Origin of the sequence: Candidatus Limnocylindrus sp. (assembly GCF_040397215.1) — a bacterium.
Classification (GTDB): domain Bacteria; phylum Chloroflexota; class Limnocylindria; order Limnocylindrales; family Limnocylindraceae; genus Limnocylindrus.
Genome location: NZ_JBBAWK010000034.1, coordinates 1 through 5,660 on the forward strand (window position 1 = coordinate 1; position 5,660 = coordinate 5,660).

Consider the following 5,660-nt stretch of genomic DNA (forward strand, 5'->3'; position numbering starts at 1 on the left):
TCGAGCTGGCACTCACCCCACCAGCCCAGATCGGCATCGACCGTCTCCTTGCCGCCTGGCTCGCGTATACGGAGTACGGCGCCCCCGCAGGGCGCGGCGCGATCGCCGTGACCCTCGGCACAGCACTGACCCTCACCTGCGTCGATCGAAGTGGCCACCTTATTGGTGGCGCGATTTCCCCCTCTCCCGTGCTCGCCTCCCGCGCCCTGGCGAGCGGCGCCGCCGCACTCCCACTTGTTGCCATCTATGACGAGAGCCCCGATCTCGCTGGGCCCATTGGGGCCAACACCGCCGAAGCGCTCAGCGCCGGAATCCTTCGCGGCGCACGCGGCGCCCTCACCGCGCTGATTGCGGAGTCGATCGAAGAGATGTCACGCCGAGATCCAGGTGCGCCAAGTCCCGCCATCGTGCTGAGTGGCGGTGCAGCGCTCGCCGGTTGGTGCGCCACAGTTGCCGCCGATCATCGCGATACGGAATTTGTGCTGCGTGCGATCAACGCACTACCCTCAGCGGTGCGCGCATGAGTCAGCGCCTCGCCGGACGGCTCGTTGTTCTCGGAATCACCGGCTCCATCGCCGCCTATAAGTCACCAGAGATCGTGAGGGCACTCCGCGCCGAGGGTGCCGATGTGCAGGCGCTCCTCACCCCAGCTGCCACGCGGTTCGTCTCACCGCTCACCCTGCGCACACTCACGGGGCACGCTGTTGATGCCGACCTGCTCGACCTGCTCCCCGACGGTCGCATCGGCCACATCGTTGCCGCCGACTCTGCCGATGCGATCCTGATCGCGCCGGCAACAGCCCAGTGGATCGGCGCCATGGCGAGTGGACTCGCCGGAGACGTAGTCACCGCCGCCTGCCTCGCCACCACCGCACCCGTCATCGTTGCACCGGCAATGGATGGTGAGATGTGGGCGCATGCCGCCACGCAAAAAAACGCGACGCGACTTCGTGATGACTTCGGCTACGCACTTGTTGCACCGGAGAGCGGTGCTCTTGCCAGTGGCGCTACCGGCGTCGGCCGCCTCGCCGAAACTGCAACGATCGTTGATGCCGTAGTGGCTGCGATTGGCGCGGCACCAGTTCGCGAACCAAACGAGAGCCGCCGTCCACCAGTGGTACCCGCTGGCGATCTCTCGGGGCGCCGGATCGTGATTACCGCGGGTGGCACTGAGGAGCCGATCGATGCGGTGCGCATCTTGGCGAACCGCTCATCGGGTCGTCAGGGGATCGCCCTCGCTGAGGCGGCGCGCGATCGTGGTGCCGACGTCACCCTGATCGCCGCCCGCGTCAGCGTGCCGCTCCCTGAGGGTGTCACCGTCGTGCGCGCCATGAGCGTTGACGCGCTCGATGCCACGCTGCGCAACGCACTCCTCGCCGCACCGAACGGCAGCGCAGCGACGCCCGCCGACGCGCTCATTGCCACCGCCGCCGTCTCTGACTTCCGCGTCGCGGGCGGCCCGCTCACAGAGAAGCTGCGTCGCGATGGCGAGATCACGCTGCGCCTCACGCCAACCCCCGACCTGCTCGCCAGATTGGCGCAGGCGCTTGGCGCACGGGCTATACGCCAGACGCTGCTCGTCGGATTCTCGGCAGAGGCGAGTGCAACACCGCGCGCACGCGAGAAGCTGCAGCACAAAGATCTCGATCTGATTGTCGCCAACGATGTCACGGCACCCGGCATAGGATTTGAGAGCGCCGAGAATGCCGCAGAGATCATTGGCGCCGACGAGCTCGTCACCCGTGTTGGTCCGGCACCGAAGCGTGTCGTGGCCGATGCAATCTTGGACCGAGTGGTGGCACTCCTCGCAACGCGAGCAAGTTGATGGCACGGCACACCGTTGCCGATATGCGCGCCGCCCACGCCGCGGGCGACCACTTCGCAGTTGTCACCGCATGGGATCGACCAACCGCTGAGTTCGCCGAGGCGGCTGGGATTCAATTTGTACTGGTGGGTGATTCACTCGCACAGGTTGCGCTCAGATATGAATCTACCGTGCGCATTGGAATGAGCGAGATGCTGCATCACACCGCCGCCGTCGTTCGCTCTACCAGCAGTGCGCTCGTGATCGCCGACATGCCGTTTCTTTCGTACGTTGATGCCCCGACGGCGGCAGAGAACGCGGCGCACTTCATTCGCGATGCTGGCGCTGGTGCCGTGAAGCTGGAGGGTGGCGTGGCCGTGGCCCCCATCGTCGCTGCCCTCGTGCGCAGTGGCGTTCCCGTGATTGGTCACATCGGCTTCACGCCGCAGTCGTCGCTCAATGAGAGCAAGCCACGCGCGAAGGGGCGTCTCCCCGAGGCGGCGGCGGCGCTCCTTGAGGATGCGATCGCCCTGCAGGAGGCTGGCGCATCGGCGATCGTGATCGAGCTCGTGCCGCAGGAGCTTGCCGCCGCCATCACGGGCCGCCTCACGATCCCAACGATCGGCATTGGCGCCGGCGGCGGTTGCACCGGACAGGTGCAGGTGCTCCCCGATCTGCTCGGCCTACTCGGCGCCGCCGCGCCACGACACGCTGGGCGCATCGCCAACCTTCGCGACGAGGCGATTGCCGCCCTCACCACCTGGCGGGCGAACGTGGAGTCGGGGAGCTTCCCCACCGCGACGCAAGGGATCGCTGCCGACGCAACCCTCATCGCCGCCCTCGAAGAGCTCCCGCGCTAGCTCAGAGCCAGGACGATGCGTACCGCAACCACTCGATCCGAACTCGACGAGGCTCTCGCCCAACTCCCCCGCCCTGTTGCGCTGGTACCAACGATGGGGGCGCTCCACGCCGGTCATGCGGCGCTGATTGCCGCCGCGCGCCGCACCGCCGCCACCGTGGTCGTCTCGATCTTCGTGAACCCGCGACAGTTCGGAAGCGCTGCGGACGCGGCGCAATACCCACGCTCGCGTGCTGCCGATCAGGAACTCGCTGAGGCGGCTGGCGCACAGCTCATTTTCGTCCCCAACGTTGACGAGATTTATCCGCCCAACGAACCGGTCGCGAACGTTGAGCCAGGTCCGCTCGCCACGCGGCTTGAGGGTGCCTCCCGGCCCGGGCACTTCGCCGGCGTGGCGACCGTTGTCTCGCGACTCTTTGATCTCGTGCACCCCGACCAGGCGTACTTCGGCGCGAAGGATGCGCAGCAGGTGCGTGTCATCGAATGGATGGCGGCACAACGGAGCGACCAGATTGCAATTCTTCGCGTCGCAACGGTGCGTGATGCTGACGGCTTGGCGCTCAGCTCACGCAACCAGATGCTCTCAGCGAGCGGTCGCGTTGCGGCGGCGAAGGCGATCCCCGTCGCCCTCTCGCTCATCGCCGAGGCGTATGCCTCAGGCGTTAAGAACATTGCCATGCTGCGGGAACTCGCCGAACGGGTGATCGCAGCTGAGCCAATCCTCTCGCTCGACTATCTCGACTTTGCTGAGGGTGCAACGCTGTTGCCACTTGCAGAAGATGCAACAGTTGGCAATGCCGTATCTGGCGAGGCCCTCGTCTCTCTCGCCGCCGTTGTTGAGGGGGTGCGCCTGATCGACGCAATCACACTCCCGTAGGAGCGCCGATTAGCGAATTGGAACCGGCCGCGCCGCGGCGAGGATGCGGCCTACGTCGAGGGAGCCGGCAACGAGCTGCTTGATCTCTTCAATCTTGCGCACGTCTTCGGGGTGTGTCTTCACCAGTAGGTCATGAACGTTCGAGGCAACGCTATAGGTGTCGCCCTCCATCAGCACGGCAAAGACGTTGGCCTTACGAATCATCTCCAGCACCCGTGCGCTCGGACGATAGCCACCGCTGAGCACGAAGCCGAGCGGTCGGTTCGGATGATCTTTCCCGTCAAGCCAGAGGTTGGTGAGGACCTCAATCACATCCTCACGGTCACCAGGAACAACGACGAGGGCGCTTTCGCCGATGCGCTGCATCACATGCTCAGGTTGCATTGCGGCAACGGAGACGCGACCAATGATCGCGTCCATGTCGCGACCGGGCCAGAGGGTCTCACCCTGCAAGCCATCTTCGATGATCGCCAGCGTCGGGTTCGAAAGAATCTGGCGATATGGAAGAACGCCGAGGAGTGGAATTCCGTGGCGCGCGAGCCCCTTCTCTAGGAGACGCGGCAACTCTGGCTGTAGGTCAAGGTTAACCTTGTTGACGATCGCCCCCACAACCTCAACACCACGGGCCGCGAAGAGGGCTGCGTTCAGCACGATCTCGTCGATCGGTCGGCCGATGCCGCCCTCGCTGACGATGATCACCGGTGCGCCGAGGAGTGCAGCAACATCGGCATTGCTCAATCCGATCACCGCACCTACACCCGCATGCCCTGTCCCCTCGAGCAGTAGCAGTTCGTGTCTCTGCGCAAGCTCCAACTGGGCGGCGATGATCTTCGCACTGAGGTCTTCAACCACCTGCCCCTCAATCACCTTGCGCGTAAAGCCGCGCGGAATCTGCACCGGAGAGAGGAGTGCAATCGCATCGGCCAGATCGAACACGCCGCGCATCAGGGCGGCATCTTCATCGGCGGGGGTGTTGTCGATGGTGATCCAGCGTTGGCCGACAGGCTTCATAAACCCCGTGTCCAGCCCCTGCGCGCGGAAGGCGGCAAAGAGTCCAAGTGAGGTGGTTGTCTTGCCGCGGTTCTGCCCCGTCGCGGCGAGGAAGAGCTGCCGTGCGCCCGCGGCGCCGGTCATCGGATTAAGCCTCTTCGCGCGGCGCGGTGCGACGCTCGATCAGGTTGACCGCCTCTTTGAGGCGCATCACCGACTCTTGGTCAACATCTTCGCGGCTGATGTGCGTGCCGAGCTTGTCGAGCACTTCGGCGGCAACTTCAAGAAAGACGTTGGCGTCGGCAATAAAGAACTCTGACTCGTTGCTGTAGCGCACGAAGGTGAGTCGCCCCTGCAGCGTTCGGCGGTCGTCGGCGTGGGCCACCTGCGTGGTGAAGTTATGCCCCTGAATACCGTCGGGGTTGGAGAGGAAGCTCAGCGCGTTATCAATCGCCAGGCCAAATCGCGCGCGCCAGCCTGCGAGACGATCGATCACCTCCGCTGGCAGCCGTAGCTCTGTCACCTCGTCGAAGACCTCGGGAGCTGCGGTGAGGGCCGTCACCAGCGTTGCACCCTGGCGCTGGCCCAGCATTGCCTGGAGCGAGCGCTCCAACGTGACCACCTCGGCGTCAAAGTGGCTCGAGGTGATCAGGTCAACGAGCAGGTCCTCAACGTTGTCGAGCGCCGAACCTTCGGTGAGCGCGGCGGCAAGCGCGAGGATCTCCTCGCGAAAGAGAAAGCGCTCTTCGTGGTCTAGGCCAGCCATGTGCGCATCCTAGCGCGCAGGGGGTTTACGGGTAGATACCCCGCACCGTCATGGCATCGGCAACACGCTGCACCGAGAGGAGGTAGGCACCTGTGCGCAGGTGGCTCTTCTCCTTCTGGGCCATGTCGTAGACCTCGTGGAAGGCGCGGACCATCTTCTTCTCGAGGCGAACGTTGACCTCTTCCTCTTCCCAGAAGTCGCGGTTCAGGTCCTGCACCCACTCGAAGTAGCTCACCGTCACACCACCTGCGTTGCAGAGGATATCGGGGATCACCATGGCGCCATTTGCAAAGAGTATGTCGTCCGCCTCTGGGGTCGTTGGCCCGTTGGCCGCCTCAGCGACGATCTTCGTCTTGATCTTGCC

The 5,660-nt window shown here is 64.8% G+C and carries 6 protein-coding genes and 1 pseudogene; 4 read left to right on the forward strand and 3 right to left on the reverse strand.

Features of this window, described 5'->3' with window-relative positions; all coding sequences use genetic code 11:
- The 4 genes from AC3LCN_RS05805 to panC all read left to right on the forward strand — a co-directional run.
- A partial coding sequence (locus tag AC3LCN_RS05805; RefSeq protein ID WP_488649123.1) for a type III pantothenate kinase occupies window positions 1–524 on the forward strand: 524 nt, incomplete at its 5' end.
- Entirely contained in the window at window positions 521–1,825 is a 1,305-nt protein-coding gene (gene coaBC / locus AC3LCN_RS05810; RefSeq protein WP_488649124.1) for a bifunctional phosphopantothenoylcysteine decarboxylase/phosphopantothenate--cysteine ligase CoaBC, read from the forward strand. The genes AC3LCN_RS05805 and coaBC, both read left to right, overlap by 4 nt.
- Window positions 1,825–2,664 (forward strand): 3-methyl-2-oxobutanoate hydroxymethyltransferase, encoded by an 840-nt coding sequence (gene panB, locus AC3LCN_RS05815; RefSeq protein WP_488649125.1) that lies wholly within the window; start codon window positions 1,825–1,827, stop codon window positions 2,662–2,664. Before coaBC ends, panB begins: the two co-directional genes overlap by 1 nt.
- A 15-nt stretch (window positions 2,665–2,679) precedes the next feature.
- Window positions 2,680–3,540, forward strand: a complete 861-nt coding sequence (gene panC, locus AC3LCN_RS05820) for a pantoate--beta-alanine ligase (protein WP_488649126.1) — start codon at window positions 2,680–2,682, stop codon at window positions 3,538–3,540.
- A gap of 9 nt (window positions 3,541–3,549) precedes the next feature.
- On the opposite strand, the gene AC3LCN_RS05825 is transcribed toward panC, so the two are convergent.
- From AC3LCN_RS05825 to AC3LCN_RS05835, 3 genes and pseudogenes are all read right to left on the reverse strand, one after another.
- Window positions 3,550–4,674 (reverse strand): phosphotransacetylase family protein, encoded by a 1,125-nt coding sequence (locus AC3LCN_RS05825; RefSeq protein ID WP_488649127.1) that lies wholly within the window; start codon window positions 4,672–4,674, stop codon window positions 3,550–3,552.
- A 4-nt stretch (window positions 4,675–4,678) separates the two neighbouring features.
- Entirely contained in the window at window positions 4,679–5,296 is a 618-nt protein-coding gene (locus AC3LCN_RS05830; protein WP_488649128.1) for a hypothetical protein, read from the reverse strand.
- Window positions 5,297–5,321: 25 nt separating this feature from the next.
- Window positions 5,322–5,660: pseudogene (locus AC3LCN_RS05835) on the reverse strand (hypothetical protein); the annotation flags it as partial.

Excerpts from the sequence above, each read along its gene's own strand:
- coaBC (WP_488649124.1), top strand. The coding sequence starts at position 521 with ATGAGTCAGCGCCTCGCCGGACGGCTCGTTGTTCTCGGAATCACCGGC.
- AC3LCN_RS05830 (WP_488649128.1), bottom strand. The coding sequence starts at position 5,296 with ATGGCTGGCCTAGACCACGAAGAGCGCTTTCTCTTTCGCGAGGAGATC.
- panC (WP_488649126.1), top strand. The coding sequence starts at position 2,680 with ATGCGTACCGCAACCACTCGATCCGAACTCGACGAGGCTCTCGCCCAA.
- AC3LCN_RS05825 (WP_488649127.1), bottom strand. The coding sequence starts at position 4,674 with ATGACCGGCGCCGCGGGCGCACGGCAGCTCTTCCTCGCCGCGACGGGG.
- panB (WP_488649125.1), top strand. The coding sequence starts at position 1,825 with ATGGCACGGCACACCGTTGCCGATATGCGCGCCGCCCACGCCGCGGGC.